The sequence below is a fragment of the Actinoplanes couchii genome (assembly GCF_016862075.1).
Taxonomy (GTDB): Bacteria; Actinomycetota; Actinomycetes; order Mycobacteriales; family Micromonosporaceae; genus Actinoplanes; species Actinoplanes couchii.
In genome coordinates, this window is record NZ_BOMG01000051.1 from 117887 (window position 1) to 142704 (window position 24818).

The following is a 24818-nucleotide window of genomic DNA, read 5'->3' on the forward strand; positions in this document are numbered from 1 at the left end:
CACTGGGTCGCATGTGTACGACAGTAATCGTTCGGCCTCACCCGCCCAGTTCGACGAACTCGGTGTCGAATCCCCAGAACCGGAGGACGTCGACCACCGCCTCCCGGATCACGGTTAGATCGTCCGCCGCCACCGGCTCCCCGTCGTCCCAGAGCGGTGTCCGGTGCAGGTAGACGCCGATACTGCCGAGTCCTTGGTCGACGGGCACCGGCATGGTGCGCCCGCGATAGTCGGCCCGCAGATTCTCCCGGTCGACGCTGCTCACCACTACTCCGGTGCTGGTACGTGCCGATTGACTGCCCAACGCCTGAACACCCATCCCGGCCTCCATCCGTTGTCACGCCGCGGGATCGATGACACTTATCTTCGTCACTGCCGTGTTCCGGTCCAAGGCCGGTTTTTCGACGGTGTTCCAGATCCCGTCGGCGCGCGGGTTGTGCGACCACGCTGTCACCTCGCCCCCGGCATTCTGGGCGTACCGCTCGGAAAGCCTCGCCCATACGTCCACGGCGTGGTCCCGGCGGACCGGTGATCCGTTCTCGAACAGGAGCATGTCGTCGAACCGCGAACCACCGGGCGTCTGTTCCAGGGTCACCCGGGTGACACCGTCGGCGTGCTTCTCCGCGTAGACACGCATCGGTGTTCCGTCGTCCGCCTTGCCGGAGTAGAAGTTGGCGCCGTTGTAAGGGCTTCGGACGTCGGCTTTTTCGACCTCTCGCATCAAGCGGTGGAATTCGGAGTTCTGGCCGAAGTGGCGGGCCAGCTGGCCGGCGTGCTGGGCGGCGGCTCGGGTGCCGGCGGTGCGTAGCAGGTCGGCGGCCTGTTTGAAGAGCTGGGCGATCTCGCCCTCAACGGACTGCAGGGCCCGGTGCAGGATCTGGCGGCAGGCGACCCGGGCGATGCCTACGAAGATCGGGATCTCGGCGAGGGTGGCGCCGCCGCTGGGGGCGGCGGTGGCGAGTGCCTGGCCTACCTGGAAGGTGAGCAGGGTCAGCTGGGTGATGTAGGCGGTTTTGAGGGCGACGGTGACCCCGGCCATGGCGATCAGGCCGGCGCCGATCAGTTCGACGGCGGTGGCCGCGTCGTCGAGGTGCCGGCCGGGGCCGTCGGCGCCGTTCCACCAGCGTTCGAAGGCGTCGACACCGGCGCCTTCGTTCGCCAGCCAGACCTGCCGGGCGGCGGCATCCGCCTCGGCGGCGTGCCGGCGCAGGCGGGTGCCGTGTTCGATCCAGGCCTGACCGTCGGCGAGGAGCCGGTCCTCGTCGGCCTGCGGCCAGTCGAAGCCGATCCATGCGAGGGGTTCGGTGAGGGCGGCGGGCAGCTCGATGGTCATGCCGGCCCCCAAATAGCGGTAGTCATGCCGGCCCCCAAATGGCGGTGGTCATGCCGGCCCCCAAATGGCGGTGGTCATGCCGGCCCCCGGATGGCGGTGGCCGCGGCGTCGTCGGTGGCCGCGACGGCCCGGGCGGTCTCGGTGAGCGTGACCGCGGCCTCACCCACCTCTTGGACGTACGATCCGAGAGCCTGCAGCGCGTGCCCGAGAACCTGCTGGTAGGCGACCGCGAACAGACTGCCGCTCTCGTCCTCGCCCCACGGGTTCCCGGGGCCGTGCACGGTTGCTTCCAGGACGGCGACGTCGTCGGCCATCCGCTGGGCGATCCCGGCGAGGGTGCGGCCGGACTCGGCGACCGCGTCCGGGTCGACTTTCAGCTGTTCGCTCATCGCCGCCTCCGGGAAATTCATCGCCGCCTCCGGGATATGACGTGCAGCGCCTCGGAGATCTCCGCGAACCGCCGTTCGGCCGCGCCGGTGGCCTCGGAGGCCGCGCCGGTGGCGTCCGAGACGGCCGTTTCGAAGGACACCGGAGGTTCGAAAGCGGCCTGCGCGGCGGTGATCGCGTCGAAGAGGGCGGTACGGAGCTGGTCGACGGGGAGTGCGGTGACCTCCGGGTCGAGGACGACGTCCCAGAGCCGTCCCGCGCCGTCGAGTTCGATCCGGACCAGCCCGTCGGCGCCCTCACCTGTGGAGGCGATGTAATCGACGTTGTCCGTCTCACGGGTGACGCCCATCTCGGTCTCCCCTCGCGCGGTTCCTTGTCTGCGCATACCGCTGATACACGCTCCGAGTTCAAACCGGCACGGTGCGTTTTCCTCGAGGTCGAGATTGGACGGATGCGGCCGGGTCCGGCACGAAAGTCGCACCGGGGACGCAACGCGGCTACCGGACGGGTCTGGGATAGGTTTTATTCGCGGACAGGAGGTGACGGCAGTGGCGGATTCGACTCTGCGGGTCCGGCAGGCCGCTGCTCTGCACCGGCAGGCGGTGGCGACGGCGGATGCTGCCGCTGTCGCGCTGGAGGCGTTCGCCCCAGCCGCTGCCGACCCACGCGAGCAGCATCGCCTCGCCGACCGGTTACGGATGGCGGCGGCCCAGCTGGTTCCGGGCTGGCTGGGTGCGACCTTGGACGCGTTGTCCCCGGTCGGGCCGCTGGGCGGGCCGGCGGTGCCGCAGTTCGTCCGGGTGGGGCTGGCCCAGCCGTTGGACGACGTGCGGTTCCCGGCGGTGGTCCCGCTGCTGGGCACCGGCCATCTGACGATCGACGCGGCGGCCACCGATCCCCGGGTGTTCGGGTTGCTGCGGTCGCTGCTGCTGCGCCTGCTGGCGGCCTCGCCGCCGGGGTCGTTGCTGGTGCGCGCGGTGGACGGGCTGGGTGGGGGCGCGGTGTTCGCCCCGTTCGAGGAGCTGGCCGACGCCGGTCTGATGGCGCCGCCGGCGACCGATCGGCAGGGTCTGCGGGACGTGCTGACCGAGGCGGAGAAATGGCTGCGCCCGGCCCGGACGGGCGCCCCGGCGAACCGGCGGGCCCGGCGGGACCGCAGTCTGCTGGTGGTGATCGCCAGCCTGCCGGAGATGACCGAGGGTGAGGAGCTGCGGCGGATCGCCGCGCTGGCCCAGCAGGGCCCGGATTCCGGTCTGCACCTGATCGTCGCGGGCTGGCCGCCGCCTCCGCTGGCATCCGAGGCCACCCAGGCGCCGCTGCCGCGCACCACCGCGTTGTCGGTGCGTAATCCCTATGCGATCGTCGGCGACCCGCCGGGCGGCACGTTCGGTTCGGGTCCGGAGACGTCGTGGTTGAACGCGCCGGTGTTCCTGGACGAGGATCCGCCGGCCCGGCTGATCGACGCGGTCTGCCGGGAGCTGGCGGCCGATTCGGCCGAGGCGTCCCGGGTGACGCTGTCCGATCTGCTGCCCGAGCCGGCCGAGGAGCTGTGGTCGCAGGACGCGGCGGCCGGTGTGGAGACGGTGGTCGGGCATCACGGTGACGTGCCGCTGGTGCTGCGGTTCAACGACCTGACACCACACTGGATGGTCGGCGGCCGGTCCGGTGGCGGCAAGACCGCGTTCCTGATCAACGTGCTGTACGGGCTCGGTGCCCGGTACAGCCCCGATCAACTGGCCCTCTACCTGCTGGACTTCAAGGAGGGCGTGTCGTTCGCCGAGTTCGTCCCGACCCAGCGGGACCGGACGTGGCTGCCGCACGCGCGGGCCGTCGGTGTCGAGTCGGACCGGGAGTACGGCCTGGCCGTCCTGCGCGAGCTGGACGCCGAGATGGGCCGCCGTTCACTGGCGTACAAGCGGGCCGGTGTGTCCAGGTTCGCCGATCTGCGGGCGGTCGCGGCGGAGGAGGGCCGGGGCCGTCCGTTGCCCCGGGTGCTGTGCGTGATCGACGAGTTCCAGGTGCTGCTGGCGGGTAACGACCCGATGGCCGCCGAGGCGGTGGCGCTGCTGGAGTCGCTGGCACGCAAGGGCCGGTCTTATGGAATCCATCTGGTCCTGGCGAGTCAGACGGTGCTCGGCGTGGAGGCGCTCTACGCGAAACGCGATTCGATCTTCGGCCAGTTCCCGGTGCGGATCGCGCTGCCGGGCGGTGGTGACGTGCTGGAGCCGACGAACGATTCGGCGGCCGGCCTGCCGATGGGCAGCGCGGTGGCCAACACGGCCGGCGGGCTGGGCGGCCCGCGGGGGGCGACCCGGGCGCACGAGCGGGTGGTGCGTTTCCCCGACCCGCACGCCGATCAGCGGCTGCTGGGCGACCTGCGGCACCGGCTGTGGGGCGCGCGGGATCCGGAGGCACAACCCCCGAAGATCTTCGCCGGGTACGCGGAGCAGCACCTGGCCGACGACCCGACGTACCGGGCGGCACTGGCCGGGCGGGTGTCCCGGCCGGCGGCGATGCTGGGCCGGGTGATCGACGTGGCGCTGTCCACCGCGGCGTTCCCGCTGGACTCGTCGCCGGGCCGGCACCTGGCGATCCTGGGGTCGCAGACGGCCGGCGCGGGCGCGCTGGTGGCCGCGGCCCGGAGCCTGGCGGCGTGTCATCCGCCCCGGACGGCCCGGTTCGTCATCGTGTCGCTGGTGGCCGAGGGTGACGCTCCGGCGGCCGCGCTGGCCGCCGAGATCGGGCAGCGGCAGGACGTGGAGGTCGTCGGGGCCCCTGGGCTGGCCGCTGAGCTCGATCCGGAGCGTCCCGGCTACCGGGTGGTGTTCGGGATGGACGCGGCGCCTCCGGGCAGTCTGAGCGGGCTGCGGCAGCTGTTGCGGGAGGGCCCGAGCCGCGGTTCGCACCTGCTGTCCTGGTGGCGGGGGATGCGGCGGTTCAGTGAGGAGACCGGCGGCAGCATGGGCCGGGAGGACGTGGCCGGGCTGCTGTTCCTGAACGTGCCGCAGTCCGACGTGTCGCTGATGCTGGGCCGGCCGGTGGACTGGCAGCCCCGGGCCAACCGGGCGCTGCTGCACGACCGCCACGCCGACCGTACGGTGACGGTGGTGCCCTTCGTGGATCCGGTGGAGGGTGACGAGCCGTGACCGAGCAGGCGGAACAGCACGGGACGATCCCGGTGCAGCCGGGTCCACCGGTGCCGGGCCCATGGGAGGACTACCTCGCCGCGGCCCGGGAGCTGGACGCGATCCGCCGGGCCGCGAGCGCGGTGGCGGGTGAGCACGCGGCGACGGTCGAGGCCGCCCGTCAGGAGCTGGGCTCGGTCCGGGCCCGGTTGTCACCGCAGCGGGCGAGGCTGGGCCGCGATTTCCGCGTACCGGAAAATGATCTGTCACCGCAACCGGCGGACCAGGCCGCGGCGATGGAACGGGTGGCCGGTGGGCCGCCGGCCGTGCTGGCCGCGCTGCGGGAGGCCCGGGCCACCGCGGATGCCGCGGATGCCGCCTTCGTCGGGCCGGGCCCGGTCGGCGACAACCGTCCGTGGATGCGCAATCTGGTGGTGTACGGGCCGTTCGCCGCCGTGGTGCTGCTGGTGCAGGTGCTGTTGTTCCTGGTGGCGCCGCCGGGTTCGCCGTCGACCTACATGCTGCTGTGCGGGCTGAGCATGCCGCTGCTGGCGTTCGGGCTGGGCTGGGCGACCATCGGTTTCGTCTACGGTGGCGACGGTGTCGAGGTGGACCGGACTCCGGTGCTCGGCATCGTCTCGTGTCTCTCCCCGGTGCTGCTGACCTGCGCGGGGACCGGTCTACAGGCACTTTTCAGCTAGCAGTCCGAGGCCAGGAGTCCGAGAATGGCGAACGTCGAAGAGGTCAAGCTGAGTGTCGCGGCGTCGGTGGACGGCGCGCAGCGGGCGGTGGCCGGAGCGCAGGCCGTTTCGGATCAGCTGGACGAGGCGCTGACCCGGCTCCGGCTGGCCGCGGTGGGGTCGTTCCATCCGGCGGCGGCTGCCGCGATCGCGCATCTGGAGCAGGCGCGAACCCGGTTGGACGAGGCGGTTCAGCTCACCCACGCGGCGGTGGACTCGGCGAACCAGTTCCGCAGCATGATCTGAGGGCCTTGGGAAAACATCAGCGCGCGTTGATCAGAGCCATCACTTCGGCGCGGAGCTTGCCGTCGGTCTGGAAGCCGCCGCGCACCGCGGAGGTGACCGTGCGGGCCCCGGCTTTGCGGATGCCGCGCATCTCCATGCAGAGGTGCTCACACTCCAGGACGACGGTGACGCCGCGAGCCCCGAGCTGTTGCATCAGCAGATCGGCTATCTGCGAGGTGAGCCGCTCCTGCACCTGGGGCCGGCGGGCGTAGACCTCGACGAGGCGGGCGAGTTTCGACAGGCCGGTGATGCGGCCGTCGGTGCCCGGGATGTAGCCGATGTGCGCCACGCCCTTGAACGGCAACAGGTGGTGCTCGCACATGCTGTGCAGTTCGATGTCCCGGACCAGGATCAGTTCCTCGTGGTCGGCCTCGAAGGTGGTGGTGAGGACGGTCGCCGGGTCGACTCGCAGGCCGGCGAAGAGTTCCGCGTAGGCGCGGGCGACCCGGGCCGGGGTGCTCTGGAGACCGTCACGGTCCGGGTCCTCACCGACGGCGATGAGGATCTCCCGGACCGCTTTCTCGATCCGCCCGAGGTCGACGGCCTGCTCGACCGGGGTTCCGGTGAGCTTGCCGTCGACCAGACGGGCGGCGAGGTAATCCAGTTCGTCGTGCAAGGTGATCAGTTGCTGCTCTCGGAGCTGTTCGAGCTGTTGCCCACGGTCGGGCCGTTACCGACCGCGATCTGCCCGTCCGCCTCGGCCTGAGCCTTCAGCTTGTCCCGCTCGGCCGGGGTGAGCACCGGCGGGGCCTCGGACGGGAGACGCTTGCCGAAGCCGTTGAACGGCGACATCGGCGGGCGCTTCGCCACCCGGGCACAGATCCGGTTCATGTCGTCCTGGGTGATGGTCTCTTTCTCCATCAGCTCCAGGACCATGCTGTCGAGCACGTCGCGGTACTCGACCAGGATCTCCCAGGCCTCGTCGTGCGCGAGCTCGATCAGGGCCCGGACCTCACCGTCGATGTCGGCGGCGACGGCGTCCGAGTACGACTTCTCGTGGCCCATGCTGCGGCCCATGAACGGCTCGTCACCGGTGCTGCCGTACTTCACGGCGCCCAGCTTGGAGCTCATGCCGTACTGCGTGACCATCGCCTTGGCCAGGTTGGTGGCCTTCTCGATGTCGTTGCCGGCGCCGGTGGTGGGCTCGTGGAAGACCAGCTCCTCGGCGGCCCGGCCACCCAGCGCGTACGCCAGGGTGTCGATCATCTCGGCGCGGGTCTGGGTGTACTTGTCCTCGGTCGGCAGCACCAGCGTGTGACCGAGCGAACGGCCACGCGGCAGGATCGTCACCTTGTGCACCGGAGCCGAGTGCGGCAGAGCGTAGGCGACCAGCGCGTGTCCACCCTCGTGGTACGCGGTGATCTTCTTTTCCTTGTCGCTCATCGCCCGGGTGCGGCGCTCGGGGCCGGCGATGACCCGGTCGATCGCCTCCTCGAGGAACTCGTTGGAGATCGCCCGCTTCTCGTTACGGGCGGTCAGCAGCGCGGCCTCGTTGATCACGTTGGCCAGGTCGGCGCCGGAGAAACCGGGAGTGCGGCGGGCCACCGAGTCGAGGTCGACGTCGGGCGTGAACGGCTTGCCCTTGGCGTGCACCCGCAGGATCGCCTTGCGGCCCTCCATGTCCGGGTTGTCGACCGGGATCTGCCTGTCGAACCGGCCGGGACGCAGCAGCGCCGGGTCGAGGATGTCGGGCCGGTTGGTGGCCGCGATCAGGATCACGCCACCCTTGGTGTCGAAGCCGTCCATCTCGACGAGCAGCTGGTTGAGCGTCTGCTCGCGCTCGTCGTGACCGCCGCCCATGCCGGCGCCGCGGTGGCGGCCGACGGCGTCGATCTCGTCGACGAAGACGATCGCCGGAGCGTTCGACTTGGCCTGCTCGAAGAGGTCGCGGACCCGGCTCGCGCCGACACCGACGAACATCTCGACGAAGTCCGAGCCGGAGATCGAATAGAACGGCACCCCGGCCTCACCGGCGACGGCCCGGGCCAGCAGCGTCTTACCCGTACCGGGCGAGCCGAAGAGCAGCACACCCTTCGGGATCTTGGCGCCGAGGGCCTGGTACTTCGTCGGGTTCTGCAGGAAGTCCTTGATCTCCTGGAGCTCCTCGACCGCCTCGTCCGAGCCCGCCACGTCGGCGAACGTCGTCTTCGGCGTGTCCTTGGTGATCATCTTCGCCTTGGACTTGCCGAAGTTGAGCACCCGCGAGCCGCCGCCCTGCATCTGCGACATGAACAGCAGCAGCAGGACCACGAGGATCGCGATCGGGAGCAGGTTGATCAGAATGCTGAGGAGGATGTTGTCGCCGGAGACCGTGGCGTTCACATTGCCGGAGATCCGGTTCTGCTGTTTCGCCTGCAGCACCTGAGCCCAGACCTCATCGGTCAGCTCGTACGGGTACTGCGTCTCGATCTTGTCGGTCTGCTTGCCGGCGAACTCCTCGGACTTCTCGAGGTCGATCTCGAGAGTCTGTTCCTTGTCCTTCTGGACGACCTTCTTGATGCCCGGCTGGTTCAGCCGGTCGAGAGCGATGGACGTGTCCACCCTCTGGTAGCTGGGACCATTGGTGAAGAAAGAGCTCAACGCCACAACGCCGATGATCACCAGAATGATCCAGACCACCGGGCGGCGGAAGAAACGCGTACGTTCCATACTGTTGTCGGGCGCCAAGCGCCCGGACCCTCCTGATCGGCGTCCTGGTCACCTCAACGTAGCCGCCGGCAACGGCGGCCGCCGAGGACCGGCGGCTGCCGGTCTCTAGCCCCTCCAGCGCTCATGACACCACGCCATCGGTCACTCGACGGTACACCGTAGGTGCGGTTTGCGAACCCGTGAGCCCGCAGGGCCGACTACATGTACGGCTCGTAAAATCAGGGTTATTTAGGTGCAAAAACGCCCATAACGACCCATTACTGAGAACCCGCTGAGAAAGTGATTCAGCTGCGGGCGTACACCTCGGGCTTGAGAACGCCGACGAACGGCAGCTCCCGGTAACGCTCCGAGAAGTCCAGGCCGTAGCCCACCACGAACTCGTTCGGGATGTCGAAGCCCACGTACTTCACCGGGACCTGCACCTTGACCGCGTCCGGCTTGCGGAACAGGGCCACCACCTCGACGCTCGCCGGCTGACGCGACTCCAGGTACTTCATCAGCCAGGAGAGGGTCAGACCCGAGTCGACGATGTCCTCGACCACCAGCACGTGCCGGCCGGCGATGTCCCGGTCCAGGTCCTTCAGGATGCGCACCACACCCGAGGAGGTGGTGCCCTGCCCGTACGACGAGACGGCCATGAACTCCATCTCGGTCGAGGGGCCCTGCTTGGCCAGCGAGCGGGCGAAATCGGCCATGAACATGACCGCGCCCTTCAACACGCAGACGAGCAGGATGCCGTCCTCGGCATCGGCGTGGTCCACGGACACCTTCGCAGCGAGCTCGTCGATCTTTTCCCGGATCTGCTCCTCCGAGATGATCACGTGGTCGATGTCAGCGTCATACCAAGTGCCATCAGCCATGGGCCTAGCCTGCCGCATGGAGGTTACCGTTCGGCGAACGGGGCCGGATTCCGATCCGGATCCCTCAACTGATATGGCTCGGAACCACCCGAACGAGGTCATCCGAACGGCGCTCCACACCGATTCCGGCGGGCAGATGCACCGCTCCCTGACCGTGCCAATCGGTCACCAGGGCGTCCAGAGCGGTCACGTGCCCGTAGGCCAGCGCCCCGCCGGCCGCCCCCAGCTCCCGCGCCCACCGGTGCAGCACCCGCCCGCGGATCGCCGGCGACATCGCGGCCAGTCGTGGCACCGCGAGGCCGACTTCGGACCGGGCCTCCTCCAGGGCCGCCGCGGACAGTTCGTCCAGGGCCGCGTTGTCCGCCGCCACCAGCGCCGCCGTCCGGGCCAGGTTGCCCAGGACACCCGCACCGAGCGCGTCGACCAGCACCGGCAGGACCGAGGCGCGGACCCGGGACCGGGCGTACGCCGGATCGGTGTTGTGCGGGTCCTCCCAGGGGGCCAGGCCCAGGGCGGCGCAGGCCTTGCGGGTGTCCGCCCGGGCCACGTCGAGCAGCGGCCGGCGGAGGACACCGCGCCGGGCCGGCATGCCGGACAGCCCACGCGGGCCGGCGCCGCGGGCCAGCGCCAGCAGCACCGTCTCGGCCTGGTCGTCGCGGGTGTGCCCGAGCAGCACGGCGGCCGCGCCCAGCTCGGCGGCGGCCGTGGTCAGAGCGTCGTAGCGCGCGGTGCGGGCCGCCGCCTCCGGGCCGCCGGAGAGCCCGGCGACCGAGACGGTCTCGATCCGGACCGGGTCGAACCCGGCGTCACGTGCCCACGCGGCCACCGACCGGGCCCGCCGGTCGGAGCCCTCCTGCAGGCCGTGGTCGACCGTGACCAGGCCGGTACGGCGGCCGGCGAACCGGGCCGCCGAGGCGAGTGCCAGAGAATCGGCTCCGCCCGAACACGCCACCAGGATCAGGGCGTCCTCGGGAAGATCGGCCAGACCCCGGCGCACCGCCATGCGCACTGCCGCCACCGGCGGCGGGATCCTGGCCATGGTTAGTGATGCACCCGCGTCACCCAGGCGTCGGGGTCGCCCAGCTCCTCCAGCCGGGGCAGGGTCAGCGGCGACTCGAAGATCTTGTTGAAGCCGTCCATGCCGACCCGCTCGTGCACACCGTGGACGAACTTGCGGCCCTCCGCGTACTGCCGCATCTTGACCTCGATGCCGAGCACCCGGCGCATCGCCTTCTCCAGCGGGTTGCCGCTCTCCCGGCGGCGGTTGAACTTGGCCCGGATCGACTCGACCGACGGGATCACCTCGGGGCCGACCCCGTCCATCACGAACTCGGCGTGCCCCTCCAGCAGCGTCATCAGGGCGGTCAGCCGGTCCAGCACGGCTTTCTGCCCCGGGGTCTGCACCACGTCGAGCATCGACACCCGGCTCTCCGGGTTGCTCAGCGCGTCGGAGAGCGTCGCCACCCCCCGGCGCATCCGCTCCAGCATGTGCTCGCCGCCTTGCGAGGCGTCGACGAACGCCTGCACCTCGCCGAGGAAGTAGCCCCGCATCCACGGGACCGAGGTGAACTGGGTGCGGTGGGTGACCTCGTGCAGACACACCCAGAGACGGAAGTCACGGGGGTCGGCGTCGATCTTGCGTTCCACCTCGACGATGTTCGGAGCGTTCAGCAGGAGCTGGCCCGGCTCGCCGGAGAACACCTCATACTGCCCGAGGACGCGGCCGGACAGATAGGCCAGCACCGTCCCCGCCTGCACCCCGGTCACCCGGGAACCGATCGCGTCGGCGAGCGGCCCAGGCTCCTTGCCCTCGGACAGCCGGGCCACCAGCGGGCCGATCACCCGCTGGAGCCCGGCGATGTTCACCTTCGCCCAGTCCTTGCGGTCGACCACCCGGACCGGTGGCACCTCGACCTGCGAGGACAGACCCGTATAAGCCGCGACGTGCCCGGCCGCCTCATCGGTGAGCGCCCTCAGATCGGACACCACCTGAGTGGCCTCCTCGTAGGAGACCGCGGGCCCCGTCTTGGCGAGCGCGCCCGCCGTGGCCGCCGCCAGATCCCAGTCAACGAACTGCGCCATGCAGCCCACCGTACCCGCGCGGTTCCAGACCGCACTCAGGTGAAACCCCGGAGACCTCCGTCAACAGCCGCAGTCGACCAGCCGGGCGGCGATCTTGTCGATCGCCTGCCGGGCGGTGATCGCGTTCGCCCCGCCCTTGGCCATGATCGCGAACGCCAGGATCTGCCGTTCCTTGGTCACCAGCACGCCGGCCAGGGTGCTCACCCCGCTCAGCGACCCGGTCTTGGCCCGGACGATCCCCTGCGCGGTCGCGTTGTCGCTCGGTGTCGCGAACCGGGTCTCCAGCGTCCCCGACCAGCCCGCCACCGGCAGCCCGTTGAAGATGTTGGTCAACTCCGGCAGGGTGCCGCCGGCCGCCAGCCGCAACGTCTGGACCAGCAGGTCCGGGGTGATCCCGTTGCGGTTGGACAGTCCACTGGCGTCGTAGAGGGTGGCCTGCCCGGACGGCAGCCCCAGCTCGGTCAGCTTGTCGGTCATCGCCTTCGCGGCGCCCTCGAAACTGGCCTCCTCCCCGGCTGCCAGCGCCACCTGCCGCCCGAGCACCTCGGCCAGCACGTTGTCGCTCTGCTGCAGCATCCAGTCGACGATCTGCACCAGCGGCGGCGACTGGACCTTGCCCAGCTCGGCGCCGGGCGCGATCCCGGCACCCGGTCCGGCGGACGCCGACGTCGGCGCGGCCTCGGGCGCGGTACCCCGCTTCACCGGCGCGTCCGGCGCACCGATCATCTCGGCGAACAGCCGGCCCACCGAGACGGCCGGATCGTTGTACCGCGGATCCCCGCCGAACTCGTTGTGCACCGGTTCGATCCGGCCCGCGTTTGTCATCAGCGACTGGATCCGGGCCACCTGCCCACCGGGCGAGATGTCCGCCGACCCCCAGCCGGTGGCCGTCTCCGGCCCCTCGAACAGCGACGTGTCCACGGTCACCCGGGTCGGTTTCGTGGTGCCGAGCGCCTTCTTCACCTGCGCGGCCAGATCGTCCAGACGCGCCGCACCCGGGAAGAGGTCCTTGTCGCCCTTCTCCACCGCCATCGTCGCGTCACCACCGCCGATGATCACCACCTCACCGGCCGTGGCACCGGCCACCACCCGGGTCTCCAGGCGGTGCGCCGCACCCCGCGCGGCCAGCACGGTGGCCGCGGTCAGCACCTTCGTGGTCGAGGCCGGCGTGGTCTTCTTGTCCGCGTTCCGCGCGTAGAGCAGGGTGTCGGTGGACACGTCGACCACCTGGATGTGCACGGTCGACCCGAGCGCACCTGCGGCCACCAGCGGATCCAGCGCCTCCTTGACACTTGCCGGATCGGGCGCGGCGCCGTCCGACTCCGCGGCCACCAGAACCGGCGTCGGCGAGGGTTCCGGCGTGGTCGCGGTAGGCGTGGGCGTCGCGGCCGTCTCCCCGGTCAGCGCGGTGATCCACCCGTCGACCGGTCCGGGCCGCATCACGACCCCGGCCACCACCAAGGCCAGGACGATCAACCCCACCAGAACCAATTTTGTACGGGATTTACGCCGGGCACCCGTCTCGGAAGGCCCTTCGCCGTCGCTGGTCCCGACCGACCCGCCACCGCCGGGCGGATGCGGTGGAGACGCCGACGGAACCGCCGCCCGCGCAGCCCCGGACGAGGCGACGGCCCGCCCATAGGTACCGCCGCCGTCCCGCTGCTCCCCAGCCCCGTTCCCGAACCCGGCCCCGTTCCCGAACCCGCTTCCAGTCCCAGCTCCGCTTCCGAACCCGTTTCCGGACCCGGCTCCGTTCCCGGTCCCGGCTCCGCTTCCGAACCCACTTCCAGACCCGGCTCCACTTCCGGACCCGGCTCCGTTCCCGATCCCGTTCCCGCCGAGCCCCGGAACTCTGGCCGCGCCGGCGGACCCGAAGGCCGAGGGCGAACTGGCAGACCCGAAGGTCGAGGGCGAGCCGGCAGACCCGAAGGTCGAGGGCGCACCGGAGGCCGAGGTTCCGCTGGAACCCATGGCCGTGCCGGAGACCTTGGCGGACCCGGCCGAGCCAGGAGTCTGAGCCGAACCCGGCGTTTGGGCGGCACCGGACGATCCCGGCACCCGGGCAGAGCCACCGGCCCCAGAGCTCCAAGCCGATCCCGACGCTCCGGGAACCTTGGCACTACCACCGGCCCCGGCACCACCACTGGCCGCGGCACTACCACTGGCCCCGGCACTGCCACCGGCCCCCGCACCACCGCCGCTACCGGCCGCCGAGCCGCCCCGTCCCGAATCCGCCGGCACCGAACCACCGGCACCACCGCCCGGCCGCGTGCCACCAGACGGCAGGCCGATGTTGGCCGTACGTTCCGGATCGATGTTCAGATTCGCAGTCCGCCCCGGATCCGAACCCTGCCCGAACGGAGTAGTCCGCCCCTCTTCGGCTCCCGTCCCGGATGACGGTGTCCGCCCCTGGTCAGCCCCCAGCCCGGAGGACGACGTCCGCCCTTGATCGGCGGACCCCGGCCCGGACGACGCTGCCTGTCCTTGGCCCTGGCCTTTGCCTTGCCCGAACGGAGTCGCCCGCCCCTGGTCGGATCCCGGTCCGGAGGCCGCGGCCCGTCCCTGAACGGACGATGTCGCCCGGTCCTGCCCGGAGGGAGTCGTCGGGCCCGGGTCCAAGCCCGCACCGGCGACAGTCACCTCGGGCGGTCCCGCCCCCCAGGCGCCCCGGACGGTGGGCTGCTCCGGCGGGGTACCCGGCCAGTTCCCCACCGGGTCCGGCCCGCTCGGCGGATAGTTCGGCCCCGGGCCACCGCCCTGGCCCGCATCCTGCCCACCACGACCAGCCGAACCGAACAGCCCCGCCGCCCCGGCCGCACCCCCAGCAGCTCCACCCGGGACCGAACCCCACGGCGTACTGCCAGAGGCCGAGCCGCCGGAATTCGCACCACCCGAGCTCGGACCGTCGGAATTCGGCCGGCCAGAGCCCGTACCGCCAGGATTCGCTCCGTCCGCACTCGGCGTGGCCGGGGTCGAACCGCTGGTCCCGGACCCGTCTGTTCTCGCGCCGCTGGTACCTGGCCCTCCGTAAGTCGAACCGGCCGATTCGGAATGGGACGGATCAGACGGAGCTTTCGCGGTTGGCCCCGTAGGGCCGAATCCGGGCCATGACGTGCCAGAGCCGCCCGCACCGGGACGTGGCGACTCCGCAGGGGGACTGGACCAAGGAGTCACCGCGGGCGGGACGGTTGCCCGACCCGGTGCCGTCGGACCCTGCGGCACGCTCGCCCGCCCGGGCTGCTGACCACCGGACCCGGGCTGCTGACCACCGGACGGGGTGCTCTGCTGGCTACCGGATCCGGGCCGCTGGCCACTGGACGGGGTGTTCTGCGCACCGAATCCGGGCTGTTGGCTAATGGGCTGTTGGCCACTGGACGGGGTGCTCTGTGCTCCGGCAGAAGTCTTCGGAGGAGTTGTGGACGGCTGGGCTCCGACCGGCTCACCTTGTTCGGATGCCGACGGCTTTTTCTGTTCCGGAATCGCTGCCTTGCGAACTTCCAGTCCCTCCCCCGAACCCGGTCGTCCCTCGGCCTGTCCGGAACCCGGCTGGAAGGAGACCTGCCCGGGACCAGGCGAAACCTGCCCGGATCCATGCTGAAAGGAGAACTGCCCGGCCGCAGAGGGCGCAGAGGCCGTCCCGTGGTCGGAAGCCTGATTTCCCGCGCTACGCCCCCCGACGGCCTGCCCGGGAATCCGTCCAGCAGCCGGACCTCCTGTCGGCTGACCCGCCGGTGACGGGCCCATCGGCGACTGACCTGCCGGTGGCTGGTTCGCCGCGGGCTGGCCTGTGCTGGGGACATAGCCCTGACCTGCTGCCGGAACCGGTCCCTGGCCTGCCGGAGGCACGGATGCCTGGCCGGAACTGCTGGTAGGTGCTGTCGGCGAACCCGAACCAGCCCGCGGGACCGGGCCCGGGGCGGTGGCCCCACCGGATCCACCCGGAGCGGTTGACCATGGGCTGGCTCCAGAGCCTCTGCCTGCTTGGCCGGGCTCAGGCGACTCGATACCCGTACCGCCGCCGGAAGTTGATCTTTGGGGTGTGGGAACCGGAACGCCAGAACCACCGGAAGTGGCCGGACTGCCCGGAGTCGCCGAAGTGCCGGGCTGAGGCGCAGAGCCGGGCTGAGGCGCAGAGCCGGGCTGAGGCGCAGAGCCGGACTGAGGCGCAGAGTTGGGCTGAGCTGCCGAACCGGGGGGCGCGGCCGAACCTGGCGCGGCCGAACCGGGCGTTGCCGTCGCGTCGGGCTGGGCTGCGGAGAACTGCACGGTGGCCGGGCGATTCGGTCCGGAGAAGGTGGGGCCCGCGGCCGGGAAACCGGAACTCGGCTGACCGCCTGCGGACGGAATCTCCGCTCGTCCGGGCTGCTGCGCCGGGGAGGTCGGCTGGACGACCGGCCCCTGCCCACCGCCCGGCGGCGAGGACGGTGCCACGGACGACGATCCGGCGACCGGCGTCTGAGGCGTGGAGGGACGCTCGTCTGGTGGCGTCTGAGACATGGAGGACCGCCCGGCTTGTGGTGCCTGAGACATGGAAGGCCGCTCAGCTTGCGGCACCGGGGCCGCGGAAGGCTGCCCGGTTCCCGACACCTGGGCCACGGAAGGCTGTCCGGTCCCCGGCGCCTGGGGTGTGGCAGGCCACACAGCTCCCGGTGCCGGTGACGTGGAGGCCTGGCCAAAGGTCGGTGACGCCGGCGGAGCGGATGTCGCTGAGGGCTGAGGAGAGGTCGGTTGCCCGGACCCGGAAAGCAACGATCGCGCCGCGGCCGCCTGGCCCGACGCTGCGGCCTGGCCGGGCGCGGTGGTCTGACCGGGTCCGCTTGCCTGGTTGGAGGTGCCTGGCCGGTTGGAGGTTCCGCCGGGTGGCGTAGGGGTGGTCGACCGCGGGTCGTCGTGTTGCCAGGGGAACGGGCGACGTTGCTCACCCGTTGGTGGGGAAACCGTGGCACGACCGGCCGATGACCCGGCACCAGACGATGGCGACTGGGTATTGTCCGGAATATGCGGGTAGGCCGGAATTGAGGATGGCGGGTCGGTTGCCCGTCTACCCCCTACCGGGTCGGGTTGCGAACCCGACACGCCGTGTTCTTTCGGACCGTCATGTGAATCTTGCCTCGTCACACGCCCCTCCTCGCCCGTGGCGTCAGACTTAGGGGAGACTAGCGACATCCGGCACACCGTTGCGCGCGGATCCTGCGGGCCCTGCTTCCATGCCCCGCTCCCGCCCGGCGGACCGGACTATTCAAGCGGGCAAGCAAAAGGGGAGCGAATAATGGATTTCGACGTCTTGGTTGAGATCCCCAAGGGGCAGCGCAACAAGTATGAGGTGGACCACAAGACCGGACGTATCCGGCTGGACCGGACCCTCTTCACCGCGACACAGTATCCCGCGGACTACGGCTACATCGAGGGCACCCTGGGCCAGGACGGCGACCCGCTGGACGCCCTGGTCCTGATCCAGGAGCCGACCTTCCCTGGTTGCCTGGTCCGGGCCCGCGCCATCGGGATGTACCGGATGACCGACGAGAAGGGCCGCGACGACAAGGTCCTCTGCGTTCCCTACGAGGACCCGCGTCAGGAGCACCTGCGCGACATCCACCACCTAGGCGAGTTCGACCGGATGGAGATCCAGCACTTCTTCACGGTCTACAAGGACCTGGAGCCGGGCAAGTCGGTCGAGGGCGCGACCTGGACCGGGCGGATCGAGGCGGAGGCCGAGATCCGCGCCTCCTTCAAGCGCGCCGAGGCCGCCGAGGCCGAAGAGGGAGAGCACTGACCACACGCTCCCGCAAAACCGCTGACGACCGCACCTGCGAGGCTCACAAGGCCCCGCAGGTGCGGTCGTTTTGCATTTACGAGACGTATCTCACAACTCGGCGAGATCGAACCGGGCAGTTCAGCCGAGGCCCGAGACGGCGGTGTAGAGGCCCATCACGGCGCACGCGACCGGGATGACCGAGACGACCACGAGCGTGTCGATGATGTCGGCGACCCGGCCGAGGTAGGGCGACGGGGGCTTCTCGGCGTATCGCGCTCCGGCCGCGACCGTGATCAGCGCCACCGCGACCGCTCCGGCGATCACCACCGGAAGGGCGTTGCCGGCGTCGGTGAGCAGGTCGAAGCCGAGGGCGGCACCCCCGGCCAGGCCGGCCGTGAGCACCGGCACCCGGTGCCGCCGGGAGACGAAGAGCCGCGAGCGCAGCAGCAGCGAGGCCGCGCCGACCGCGAGCAGGGCCCGGGAGGCCCAGGTGCCGTCGGTGGCGAGCACCGCGAAGGCGCCGACCGCGAGCACCGAGTGGCCGAGGAGCATGCCGGCCAGCAGTTCGTCGGTCCGGGTCACGGCGGCGAACACCGCGGCCCGCTCCGGCAGGCGGCGCACCGAGTCGCCGAGGCCCTGCCGGAACGGGTCCTCGACGGTCGACGGCGCGTCGGTGCCGGGCGGCAGGCTGACCGGCGGCAGCGGGGTACGCCCGAACCGGACCGCGAGCAGCGGCAGCGCCCCGATCCCGCAGACCAGCACCGAGATCAGCACGGCAGCGCCGCCGGCGGCGTCGGTGAACAGCCCGGTGGCGGCGGTGAGCGCGCCCAGCAGGCCGACCGTCGCCCCGGCCGTGAAGAACCGGGCCCCGGCCGCCACACCGGCCCCGGCGAGTGCGGAGATCAACAGGATCGCGACCGAGCCGGCCAGCAGCTCGGGGCCGCCGAGCCAGGGCACCGGCGACAACACCCCACCCTTGTCGTACGAGGTGACCAGGGTCGCGCCACCGGCGAACGCGTACGGCAGCGCGTAGCCACCCAGGGCCACCCCGGCGCGGCCGTCCCCGAACGCCCGGGACGCCACCGTCCCGACCAGGGCGAGCAGGACCGCCACGACCAGCCCGGCGATCCCCGGCCAGCTGCCCTTCGCACTGCCCGCGAGCAGGGCGGGCAGGCCGAGCGCGAGTGGCACCGCGGCGGCGGCCAGGCTGGCGGTGCGGCTGGACGCGGGTGTCCAGACCCCGCCGCGGCGTCGGGCGCCCTCGGCGATGGCCTCGACCACGTCGTCGTACTCCAGCTCGGGCCAGGCGTCGCCGGCCGGGACCAGATGGAGCACCTCGCCGTCGCGCACACCCTGGGGGTGCAGGCCCTGACCGGTGGCGAGAACCACACCGTCGCCCTTGCGGAGCACCCAGCCGCCGTGCCGTTCGCCCTCGTCGGCGAGCCCCTCACCGGCGTAGCGGAGCACCTCCGGCAGCAGCTCGGCCAGCGGGACCTGCTCGGGGAGGGCGACGTCGACGCGACGTTGCGGCGCGCTGATCGTCACGCGGGCCAGACCGACGCTCACCAGGTAATCCTTCCGGTTGTCCACAGCCCGGAAAGCGGGTTTATCCACATCTCCGGCCCCCGAGGCTGCGGGATCGACGGAACTTTACCTAGCATGAGCCGGTCATGACGTCCCGCAAGCTTCGGGGCTGCTGAGCTGCACAGTGTAGGGGGCGCAATGGGCACCGTGGTGGTCAAGCGGGCGGCCCGCAGGCCCGCACCCGAGATCCCGGCCGAGCAACTGGTGGTCGAGCCACCACCCGAGATCCCGGAGGCGGTGTCGGCCCGCTGGCAGCAGTGGCTGATGGCGCTGCCGATGCTGGGCGGCACGCTGGCCATGGCGATGATGATGGGCTCGAACCGGGGCGGCGCGTATTCGTACGTCATCGGTGGCCTCTTCGGGGTCTCCTCGCTGGCCATGATGATGACCTCGTTCGGTGCCCAGGGCGCACCCCGCAAGGCGGAGATGATGTCCGCCCGCCGGGAGTACCTGCGGCATCTCGCCTCGCTGCGCAAACGGGTCCGGGAGACGGCCCGGATGCAGCGGGTCGGGCTGCTCTACCGGCACCCCGATCCGGAGCGGCTCTGGTCGACGGTCGGCAGCCACCGGGTCTGGGAGCGCCGGGCCGGTGACCCGGACTTCGGTGTGGTGCGGGTCGGTGTCGGCCCGCAGACGCTGGCCACCCCGCTGGTGCCGCCGGTGACCCGCCCGCTGGACGAGCTGGAGCCGATGACCGCGGGTGCGCTGCGCCGGTTCCTGGACGCCTACTCGGTGGTGCCGGACCTGCCGGTGGCGATGTCGCTGCGCGGCTTCTCCCGGATCTACGTGCGCGGTGACGCGCCCGGCGCGGAGGGCCCGCGGGCGCTGGTCCGGGCGGTGCTGACCCAGCTCGCGGTCTTCCACGCGCCGGACGATCTGGTGATCGCGGTCTGCGCCGGTCAGGGCGCCCGTTCGCACTGGGAGTGGGTCAAGTGGCTGCCGCACGCCGGGCATCCGGGGCGCAACGACGCTCTGGGCCCGGTCCGGCTGGTCGCGGGGGCCGAGCCGGAGCTGGCCGAGATGCTCGAGGACGTGCTGGGCAACCGCCCGCGGTTCCACCCCGGGGAGAGCGCCGGCAGCACGCCGCACGTGCTCGTGGTCATCGACGGGGCGGAGCCGGCCACCACCCGGCTGGACGACGCCCTGGACGGCCTGACCGTGCTCGACCTGGACACCGCGCCCCCACGGCTGCTGGACCGGTCGGCGCTGGTGCTGGAGGTGCGCACCGACGGGGTGCTCGGCACCTGGACGATGGATCATGAGAGCGAGGTGGGCCGGGCCGACGGGCTGACCGTGGCCGGGGCCGAGGCGGTGGCCCGGCGGCTGGCGCCGTTGCGGCTGGCGGTCGCGGCTGATCCGGGCGGGTCGTCGACGGCGACCGAGACCGGTCTGCCCGAGCTGATCGGTCTCGCCGACGCGGAGAGTTTCAGCGTCGCCAACGGCTGGCCGGCCCGCGCGCCGCGGGACATGCTGCGGGTGCCGATCGGGGTGAGCGCCGACGGGATGCCGATCGAGCTGGACATCAAGGAGTCCGCACAGGACGGCATGGGCCCGCACGGCCTGCTCATCGGCGCCACCGGTTCGGGCAAGTCGGAGCTGCTCAAGACGCTGGTGCTGGCGCTCGCGGCGACACACTCGTCCGAGGTGCTCAACTTCATCCTGATCGACTTCAAGGGTGGCGCGGCGTTCTCGGCGATGGACCGGCTGCCGCACACCGCCGCCGTGGTCACCAACCTGGAACACGCGCTGCCGCTGGTGGACCGCATGTTCGACGCGCTCGAGGGCGAGATGGCCCGGCGCCAGGAGGTGCTCTCCAAGGCGGGCAACTACGCCAGCCTGTACGACTACGAGCGGGCCCGTGCCGGTGGCGCCCCGCTGGCCCCGCTGCCGACGCTGTTCATCGTCTGTGACGAGTTCACCGAGATGCTGCAGAAGAAGCAGGACTTCATCGAGATCTTCCTGCAGATCGGCCGGCTCGGTCGTTCGCTCGGTGTGCACCTGCTGCTGGCCAGTCAGCGGCTGGAGGACGGGCGGCTGCGCGGGCTGGACACCCACCTGTCGTACCGGATCGGTCTGCGCACGTTCTCGGCTCTGGAGTCACGGGCGGTGCTCGGTGTGCCTGATGCGTACGAGCTGCCCAAGGCCCCGGGTAACGGCTACCTGAAGTTCGGCATGGAGCCGTTGGTCCGGTTCAAGGCGGCCTATGTGAGCGGGTCGGTCCGCACCCGCGGCCCGTCCGGCGCGCGTGTGCAGCAACACGGTCCGCGGGTGCTGCCCTGGTCGACCCAGCACGTGGCGGTGCTGGAGACCGCGGTGGTCGAGCCGAAACCGGCGGCGAAACAGGACGACGGGCCGAAGCTGGCCGACATGATGGTGGACCGGATCGTCGGGCAGGGTCCGCCGGCGCACCAGGTGTGGCTGCCGCCGCTGGAGGAGTCGTCGACACTCGACGAGCTGCTCGGCCCGGTCGGTGTGATGCCGGGCCGGGGCCTGACCTTCACCAACCCGTCGGTGCACAACCGGCTCCAGGTGCCGATCGCGATCGTCGACAAGCCCCGCGAGCAGCTGCGGGACGTGATGTGGTTGCAGCTGGCCGGCGCGGCCGGGCACGTGGCGGTGGTCGGTGGCACGCTGAGCGGCAAGTCGACGGCGCTGCGCACGTTGATCTGCGGGCTGGCGCTCACCCACACCCCGGCCGAGGTGCAGATCTACTGCATGGACTTCGGTGGTGGCTCGCTCGGCACGCTGCGGGACCTGCCGCACGTGGGCGGGGTGTTCTCCCGGCTGGACACCGAGGGCATCAGGCGGACGGCCGGCGAGATGATCACCCTGCTGGCCGAGCGGGAGGCCCGGTTCGCCGAGCTCGGGGTGGACTCGATGGCGTCGTACCGGAGCCGGCGGCCGGCCAACGACTCGTTCGGTGACGTGTTCCTGGTGATCGACGGCTGGAGCACGATCCGTAAGGAGTTCGACGAGCTGGAGCCGGTCCTGACCGACCTGGCCACCCGTGGCCTGTCCTACGGCATCCACCTGGTGGCCGCGTCCTCCCGCTGGATGGACTTCCGGTCCGGGGTCCGTGACCTCTTCGGCTCCCGGCTGGAGCTGCGGCTGGGCGACCCGACCGACTCGGTGATCAACCACCGCGCGGCGAAGGACGTGCCCGAGGACACCCCGGGGCGCGGCATGATCGTGCACCCCACCAACCGGGCCAAGGGCCTGCACCTGCTCACCGTCCGGCCCGAGGTCGGTTCGCTGGGCGACACCGCCGGCCTGGTCAAGGCGATCGCGACGGCGTGGGAGGGCAAACCGGCGCCGCGGGTGCGCCTGCTGCCGCCGTCGGTGCCGTACAGCGCTCTCCACGCGGAACGTGGCAGTGGCCTGCGCATCCCGATCGGTATCGCCGAGGCGAACCTGCAGCCGGTCGAGATCGACTTCGCCGGCGACCCGCACTTCCTGCTGTTCGGTGACGCCGAGGCCGGCAAGTCGTCGTTCCTGCGCTCGATGGTCACCACGCTGACCAACCGGTTCCAGCCGGAGGAGTGCCGGATCATCCTGGTCGACTACCGGCGCAGCCTGATCGACATTCCACCGACCGAACACCGGATCGGGTACGGCATGCAGGCCGAGCCCACACTCCAGCTGATCCAGTCGGCGGCGGCCTACATGGAGCGCCGCCTGCCCGGCCCCGACGTCACCGCCCGGCAGCTGCGAGACCGGTCCTGGTGGACCGGACCGGAGCTGTTCGTCCTGGTCGACGACTACGACCTGGTCGTCTCCGGACCGACCAACCCGCTCACGCCGCTGGTCAACTACCTGGCCCAGGCGCGGGACATCGGGTTGCACCTGGTGCTGACCCGCCGGTCCGGTGGCGCGAGCCGGTCGCTCTACGAGCCGGTCATCCAGAAACTGCGCGAGCTGTCGATGCCGGGCCTGGTGATGTCCGGTTCGCCGGAGGAGGGCGCGCTCATCGGCAACGTCAAACCGATGCCGATGCCACCGGGTCGTGGCCGCCTGATCACGCGCCGTGAAGGCACCCGACTGATCCAGTTGGCACACCAGCCGCCGTTCCAGGATTCGGGAAAATGAACAGACTCCCGGTGCGATTAGGCGCGGAGGATCGCACCGACACGCCGGTGCGGGGGAGTAATCTCCCTCCATCGACTGACCGACCCGGCTGTCCGATTCGACCACTCGACCCGAGTCGACCACTCGACCCGATTCGACCCCTGGCTCGATTCGACCACTCGACTCGATTCGACCACTCGACTCGACAGACTGCATTCGACTGACCCTCGACTGACCGACGCGAACAGATCACTCGACTCGACTGACTCGTCTCAGATCGACCGACCGTCTCAGAATGGCGACGCCGACCCGTGAGCAGTGTGAGCAGCGAGGCCAGGCCGGGCAGGCCGCGATGGGGGAAGCCCGTCGGTGGTGTCCGGTGCTGAGCCGCCGAGTTCCGAGCAGTGAGCCGTCCCGGCTCCCCGAGACGGGCGCATGGCTCCGGCCATCGGCCCCTCCCCGGCGTGGGCGGCGGGTCGGGTTCGCTGCCATGGCCTGCCTGGTCGCGTTCGGAGTGCCCGCCTCAGCGGCGTCGGCCCGGCCGCTGACCGCGCCGATCAGTCTCACCGGGGACGCGGTTCGCAACGACCAGTGGCAGTTGGGGGCGCTCAAGCTGCCCGACGCGTGGAACTACGCGGACGGCACCGGGGTCACGGTCGCGGTCATCGACTCCGGAGTGGACGCCCACCACGTCGACCTGGAGGGTCAGGTCCTGCCCGGCGTCGACCTGGTCGACGACGACCGGGACGGCACCACCGATCCGGTCGGGCACGGCACCACCGTGTCGGCGATCATCGCGGGCCGGCCCGACGACGCGCTCGGTGTCGTCGGCATCGCCCCGAAAGCCAAGATCCTGCCGGTCCGGGTCCTGGACGAGGAGAACCGTTACGACGACGCCCTGATCGTCGCCAAGGGTGTGCGCTGGGCGGTCGACCACGGGGCCAAGGTGGTGAACCTGTCGCTCGGCGGCAGCGGCTCCAGCCCCGCGCTCGCTGCCGCCATCGACTATGCGTTCGCCCGGGACGTGGTCGTGGTCGCCTGCACCGGGAACTCCACCGGCACCTCCACCACGCAGACCACGAAGGTCGGCGTGTGGTACCCGGCACGCGAACCCGGGGTGATCGCCGTCGGCGGCATGCAGCGTGACGGTCAGGCGCTCTGGACCGGTTCCATCCGCGGCAAGGAGACGGTGGTGACCGCGCCGGCGACCGAACTGGTCGGTGCTCGTCCCGGTGGGTACTGGCGGGTCCAGGGCACCAGCTTCGCCGCGCCCATGGTGTCGGCGACCGCGGCCCTGATCCGGTCCCGCTGGCCCGACATGCCCGCCGGTGACGTGGTCAACCGGATCATCCGCACCGCCCAGGACCGGGGTGCGCCCGGCCGCGACGACGAGTTCGGCTTCGGCATGATCGATCCGGTCGGTGCGCTGACCGCGGACGTGCCCTACACCGTGACCAATCCGCTGGACAACACCCCACCGGCGGGGGTGGCCCGGTTCGGCAGCGCGCCCGCGGGCGGGGAAGCGCAGTCGGCGCCGCAGGAGTCGGTCCGGCCGCTGACCAACGCCGAGAAGGTCCCCGGCGGCAACGTGGGCGGCTGGGCGGCCCCGGAGCAGAAACCGACGGCCGACAGCGGCGTCCCGGTGGCCCGGTGGATCGCGTTCGCCCTGCTGGCCCTGTCCGCGATAGCCGCGGCCTTCACCATCCGGCGGTTCGCCACCACCGATTGATCACCCAGGCCCCGAGCACAACACCTCACGCATGCCCGGACCGAACCGGGGCGTCGCCTCGGCGCGGGCGCGGGGCACCGCTGCGGCTGTCACATCCGCCCAGCGGTCGCATAAGGGCCACATCCGCCCAGCAGTCGCAGGAGGGCCGCATCCGCTCGGCGTTCGCGTGAGGGCCACATCCGCCCAGCAGTCACGTGAGGGCCGCATCCACCCGGCGTTCGCGT

General features: G+C 71.1%; 17 protein-coding genes. 6 read left to right on the forward strand and 11 right to left on the reverse strand.

Annotation, left to right across the window (positions count from 1 at the left end; genetic code table 11):
* Nucleotides 1-37: 37 nt before the first annotated feature.
* From Aco03nite_RS19835 to Aco03nite_RS19850, 4 genes are all read right to left on the reverse strand, one after another.
* Nucleotides 38-265 carry a hypothetical protein gene (locus Aco03nite_RS19835; RefSeq protein WP_203796860.1) on the reverse strand — a complete coding sequence of 76 codons (228 nt, stop codon included), beginning with the start codon at nt 263-265 and terminating at the stop codon, nt 38-40.
* A 72-nt stretch (nt 266-337) separates the two neighbouring features.
* Entirely contained in the window at nt 338-1333 is a 996-nt protein-coding gene (locus Aco03nite_RS19840) for a WXG100-like domain-containing protein (RefSeq protein WP_203796861.1), read from the reverse strand.
* A gap of 74 nt (nt 1334-1407) precedes the next feature.
* On the reverse strand, nt 1408-1743 hold the full coding sequence (locus Aco03nite_RS19845) for a hypothetical protein (protein ID WP_203796862.1): 336 nt from the start codon (nt 1741-1743) through the stop codon (nt 1408-1410).
* Complete coding sequence (locus Aco03nite_RS19850) at nt 1740-2069, reverse strand: hypothetical protein (protein WP_203796863.1); 330 nt, start codon at nt 2067-2069, stop codon at nt 1740-1742. Before Aco03nite_RS19850 ends, Aco03nite_RS19845 begins: the two co-directional genes overlap by 4 nt.
* A gap of 190 nt (nt 2070-2259) precedes the next feature.
* Between Aco03nite_RS19850 and Aco03nite_RS19855 the strand changes: the two genes are divergently transcribed.
* Genes Aco03nite_RS19855 through Aco03nite_RS19865 form a run of 3 tightly spaced genes read left to right on the forward strand, consistent with a single transcriptional unit; the run spans nt 2260 to nt 5831 of the window.
* The gene (locus Aco03nite_RS19855) at nt 2260-4866 is read left to right on the forward strand and encodes an FtsK/SpoIIIE domain-containing protein (protein ID WP_203796864.1); all 2607 of its coding nucleotides are present in this window, start codon (nt 2260-2262) and stop codon (nt 4864-4866) included.
* Entirely contained in the window at nt 4863-5546 is a 684-nt protein-coding gene (locus tag Aco03nite_RS19860) for a hypothetical protein (RefSeq protein ID WP_203796865.1), read from the forward strand. Before Aco03nite_RS19855 ends, Aco03nite_RS19860 begins: the two co-directional genes overlap by 4 nt.
* Nucleotides 5547-5570: 24 nt before the next feature.
* Nucleotides 5571-5831: a hypothetical protein gene (locus Aco03nite_RS19865; protein WP_092551607.1), complete on the forward strand. Its 261-nt coding sequence runs from the start codon at nt 5571-5573 to the stop codon at nt 5829-5831.
* 16 nt (nt 5832-5847) lie between these two features.
* Here Aco03nite_RS19865 and folE read toward each other — a convergent pair whose 3' ends face one another.
* The 6 genes from folE to dacB form a co-directional block, all read right to left on the reverse strand.
* Nucleotides 5848-6486, reverse strand: coding sequence for a GTP cyclohydrolase I FolE (folE, locus tag Aco03nite_RS19870; RefSeq protein ID WP_239145287.1), 639 nt, complete (start codon nt 6484-6486; stop codon nt 5848-5850).
* Nucleotides 6487-6491: 5 nt separating this feature from the next.
* The gene (ftsH, locus tag Aco03nite_RS19875) at nt 6492-8519 is read right to left on the reverse strand and encodes an ATP-dependent zinc metalloprotease FtsH (RefSeq protein WP_203796866.1); all 2028 of its coding nucleotides are present in this window, start codon (nt 8517-8519) and stop codon (nt 6492-6494) included.
* A gap of 284 nt (nt 8520-8803) precedes the next feature.
* The gene (hpt, locus tag Aco03nite_RS19880) at nt 8804-9379 is read right to left on the reverse strand and encodes a hypoxanthine phosphoribosyltransferase (RefSeq protein WP_203796867.1); all 576 of its coding nucleotides are present in this window, start codon (nt 9377-9379) and stop codon (nt 8804-8806) included.
* Between the two features lie 64 nt (nt 9380-9443).
* Nucleotides 9444-10418: a tRNA lysidine(34) synthetase TilS gene (gene tilS, locus Aco03nite_RS19885; RefSeq protein ID WP_203796868.1), complete on the reverse strand. Its 975-nt coding sequence runs from the start codon at nt 10416-10418 to the stop codon at nt 9444-9446.
* A gap of 2 nt (nt 10419-10420) precedes the next feature.
* The gene (locus Aco03nite_RS19890) at nt 10421-11461 is read right to left on the reverse strand and encodes an Rv3626c family coenzyme F420 biosynthesis-associated protein (RefSeq protein WP_203796869.1); all 1041 of its coding nucleotides are present in this window, start codon (nt 11459-11461) and stop codon (nt 10421-10423) included.
* Nucleotides 11462-11521: 60 nt separating this feature from the next.
* On the reverse strand, nt 11522-12943 hold the full coding sequence (gene dacB, locus Aco03nite_RS19895; RefSeq protein ID WP_373872614.1) for a D-alanyl-D-alanine carboxypeptidase/D-alanyl-D-alanine endopeptidase: 1422 nt from the start codon (nt 12941-12943) through the stop codon (nt 11522-11524).
* A 3787-nt stretch (nt 12944-16730) separates the two neighbouring features.
* On the opposite strand from dacB, the gene Aco03nite_RS19900 reads away from it, so the two are divergent.
* Entirely contained in the window at nt 16731-17234 is a 504-nt protein-coding gene (locus Aco03nite_RS19900; protein WP_203796871.1) for an inorganic diphosphatase, read from the forward strand.
* A 120-nt stretch (nt 17235-17354) separates the two neighbouring features.
* Here Aco03nite_RS19900 and eccD read toward each other — a convergent pair whose 3' ends face one another.
* Nucleotides 17355-18782, reverse strand: a complete 1428-nt coding sequence (gene eccD / locus Aco03nite_RS19905) for a type VII secretion integral membrane protein EccD (protein WP_203796872.1) — start codon at nt 18780-18782, stop codon at nt 17355-17357.
* A gap of 156 nt (nt 18783-18938) precedes the next feature.
* On the opposite strand from eccD, the gene eccCa reads away from it, so the two are divergent.
* Both eccCa and mycP read left to right on the forward strand, forming a co-directional pair.
* A complete protein-coding gene (gene eccCa, locus Aco03nite_RS19910) occupies nt 18939-22886 on the forward strand; it encodes a type VII secretion protein EccCa (RefSeq protein WP_203796873.1) in 3948 nt (1315 codons plus the stop codon).
* Nucleotides 22887-23355: 469 nt separating this feature from the next.
* A complete protein-coding gene (gene mycP / locus Aco03nite_RS19915) occupies nt 23356-24594 on the forward strand; it encodes a type VII secretion-associated serine protease mycosin (protein WP_239145288.1) in 1239 nt (412 codons plus the stop codon).
* Nucleotides 24595-24818: the final 224 nt, after the last annotated feature.

Coding starts and splice junctions, on each gene's coding strand:
- Aco03nite_RS19840 (WP_203796861.1), bottom strand. CDS start 1,333: ATGACCATCGAGCTGCCCGCCGCCCTCACCGAACCCCTCGCATGGATC.
- Aco03nite_RS19845 (WP_203796862.1), bottom strand. CDS start 1,743: ATGAATTTCCCGGAGGCGGCGATGAGCGAACAGCTGAAAGTCGACCCG.
- Aco03nite_RS19850 (WP_203796863.1), bottom strand. CDS start 2,069: ATGGGCGTCACCCGTGAGACGGACAACGTCGATTACATCGCCTCCACA.
- Aco03nite_RS19865 (WP_092551607.1), top strand. CDS start 5,571: ATGGCGAACGTCGAAGAGGTCAAGCTGAGTGTCGCGGCGTCGGTGGAC.
- ftsH (WP_203796866.1), bottom strand. CDS start 8,519: ATGGAACGTACGCGTTTCTTCCGCCGCCCGGTGGTCTGGATCATTCTG.
- hpt (WP_203796867.1), bottom strand. CDS start 9,379: ATGGCTGATGGCACTTGGTATGACGCTGACATCGACCACGTGATCATC.
- tilS (WP_203796868.1), bottom strand. CDS start 10,418: ATGGCCAGGATCCCGCCGCCGGTGGCGGCAGTGCGCATGGCGGTGCGC.
- Aco03nite_RS19890 (WP_203796869.1), bottom strand. CDS start 11,461: ATGGCGCAGTTCGTTGACTGGGATCTGGCGGCGGCCACGGCGGGCGCG.
- Aco03nite_RS19900 (WP_203796871.1), top strand. CDS start 16,731: ATGGATTTCGACGTCTTGGTTGAGATCCCCAAGGGGCAGCGCAACAAG.
- eccCa (WP_203796873.1), top strand. CDS start 18,939: ATGGGCACCGTGGTGGTCAAGCGGGCGGCCCGCAGGCCCGCACCCGAG.
- mycP (WP_239145288.1), top strand. CDS start 23,356: ATGGCCTGCCTGGTCGCGTTCGGAGTGCCCGCCTCAGCGGCGTCGGCC.